Origin of the sequence: Nakamurella sp., from assembly GCF_048594475.1 — a bacterium.
Taxonomy (GTDB): domain Bacteria; phylum Actinomycetota; class Actinomycetes; order Mycobacteriales; family Nakamurellaceae; genus Nakamurella.
Map to the genome: position 1 here is coordinate 1 of NZ_JBMDXT010000363.1, position 2,275 is coordinate 2,275.

The window sequence follows — 2,275 nt, forward strand, 5'->3', positions numbered from 1 at the left end:
TGATCTCGGCGGCGAGCACGGGACGATGCGCCACGAGCTCGTCGAGCTCGTGCTTGAGACGGTCGTGGGCCTCCTGGGTCAGCCAGGTCACGCCGGTGCCGGTCATGGCAAACTCCTCTACTACAGATCACCGTCGGTGCCGCCGTCGTCCGGTGGCACATGCGCGGGTGCCGCGAGCCGGTCGCGACGCGCGTGCCCGCACTCGAATTTGGCACAAAAACACATCACGGCCCCCCTCGGGGGCCGCTTTGTTGAACCCATGGTAACACGACGGTCCGGGCGGGTGTCCGATTCGCTCGGCCCGTCGGGGGCGTCCCGGGGGTTCTGCGCGGCGCCGCCGGTCACCCCGCCGGACCGCCCCGACCTGCGGCGATGCGGCGCGGGCGGGGCTGGATGGGCGGGCCGGACGGGGCTGTCGGCCGGGCCGTGGACAATGGGGGCGGTCCGCGGTCGGCCGGCCCGCCGAGCATGACTTCCGGTCGTGGACGCCGAAAGGGAAGGAAGACAGATGGTGAGCGATGCGATCCCGGCTCCCGGAGCCGTCCCCGGTGCCGACGACGTCGAACACCCGGTCGCGCACACCGATTCGGAGGAGCTGATCGCGACCGGCGCCGACACGGCGCTGGTCGACGCCGCGAGGGCGCGGGACGAGGCCGCGCTGGCCGCCGGGCTGCGGCTGATGGCCGTGCACGCGCACCCGGACGACGAGTCGAGCAAGGGCGCGGCCACGCTGGCCAAGTACGCCGCCGACGGGGCCGGGGTCGTCGTGGTCTCCTGCACCGGTGGCGAGCGCGGTGACGTGCTGAACAAGAAGCTCACCATCGACAGTGCGGAGATCCCGGCTCTGCGGATCCGCGAGATGGCCAGAGCCGCCGAGATCCTCGGGGTCGCGCACGTCTGGCTCGGGTTCCACGACACCGGGTATCACGAGGGACCGCCGGAGTCCTGGAACCTCCCGGCGGGCTCGTTCGGCGTCCTGGATCCCGAGGTGGAGATCGAGGCCCTCGTCCGCGTGGTGCGTCGGTACCGGCCGCACGTGATGACCACCTACGACGAGACCGGCGGCTACCCGCACCCGGACCACATCCGGTGCCACGTCGTGTCGGTCGGCGCCTTCGAGGCGGCCGGTGACCCGGACGCGTTCCCGGACGCCGGGGAACCCTGGCAGCCGCTGAAGCTGTACTACAACATCGGCTTCACCCGGTCGCGGATCGTGGCGATCAACGAGGCCGTCCGGGCCCGCACCGGCGAGGGTCCCTACGACGAGTGGATCAAGCGGTTCACCGACAACGAGCGGCCGGACAACAGCACCCGGATCACCACGCAGGTCGCCGTGTCCGACTACTTCCACGTCCGCGACGACGCGTTGCGCGCGCACGAGACGCAGATCGACCCCGACTCCACCTGGTTCGCCGTACCGCGCGACCTCGAGGCGGAGGTCTGGGCGACCGAGGACTACGAGCTGGCCCGCTCGCTGGTCGACACCACGCTGCCGGAGACCGATCTGTTCGCCGGCGTGCGGGAGAAGGTGGCGCCGTGAACCGCATCCTGACCACCATCGTGCTCGCCGCCCCGCAGCCGGGGGACTACGACCCCAGCACCGGCAAGGGGTCGGAGTGGGGCAAGGCCGCGCCGATCGGTCTGCTGGTGATCCTGCTGCTCGGCATCGCCACGTTCTTCCTCCTCCGCTCGTTCACCCGGCAGCTGAAGAAGGTCCCGGCCACGTTCGACGAGGCGGAGCCGGCGGTTCCGGTCGGGGCGGCCAGCGTGATCGGTGCGGCCGGGGCGGGACCGGCCGGCTCGGCCGGTGCCGACGCGCCCGCGGGCGCCGCCACCGGTGATGGCGACGGTGACAGCGGCGCGGTCCGCGTGCCGGCCGCCGACGACGACGGGACCGCCGCGCGGCGGGCCGGGAGCGACGAACCGGCGGGCTGACCCCGCCCTCGTCCTCTCGAGCACGTTCGACGCCGGATCCGGGCGGGCGGCGTCCCTCGACGCGTTGGCAGGGCCCGGCCTGGCTGCATCGGCGACCCGCAGGCCACCGGCGGAGCGCGGATCACTGCCTGCGTCGGCGAACCGGAGGCCACCGGCGGACCGCGGATCACTGCCTGCGTCGGCCTTGGCTCGGGCGTGCGCCCTCGACCGATCCGCAACGGCACACCCGTCGGCGGCGCCGCCGGGCCGCCCGTCGCCGGCCGGCGGCCCGGACCGCTCGCGGCGCGTTCGGCGAGCGCTCGCCGGATCATCCGACCTTCTGGCCGCCCGGCCGCCCGGC

Annotated in this window: 2 protein-coding genes and 1 pseudogene; 2 read left to right on the plus strand and 1 reads right to left on the minus strand. The window is 73.5% G+C overall.

The features are described 5' to 3' along the window. Positions 1 to 106: pseudogene (locus tag ACOJUF_RS16330) on the minus strand (transcription elongation factor GreA); the annotation flags it as partial. A gap of 402 nt (positions 107 to 508) precedes the next feature. Between ACOJUF_RS16330 and mca the strand changes: the two are divergent. Together mca and ACOJUF_RS16340 are read left to right on the plus strand one after the other, a co-directional pair. Further along, complete coding sequence (mca, locus tag ACOJUF_RS16335; protein WP_420122884.1) at positions 509 to 1,540, plus strand: mycothiol conjugate amidase Mca; 1,032 nt, start codon at positions 509 to 511, stop codon at positions 1,538 to 1,540. Next, entirely contained in the window at positions 1,537 to 1,935 is a 399-nt protein-coding gene (locus ACOJUF_RS16340) for a hypothetical protein (protein ID WP_420122885.1), read from the plus strand. The genes mca and ACOJUF_RS16340 overlap by 4 nt, the downstream gene beginning before the upstream one ends. Positions 1,936 to 2,275: the final 340 nt, after the last annotated feature.

What these genes read in the sequence shown, in the direction of transcription:
- mca (WP_420122884.1), top strand. Translation starts at nt 509, where the DNA reads ATGGTGAGCGATGCGATCCCGGCTCCCGGAGCCGTCCCCGGTGCCGAC.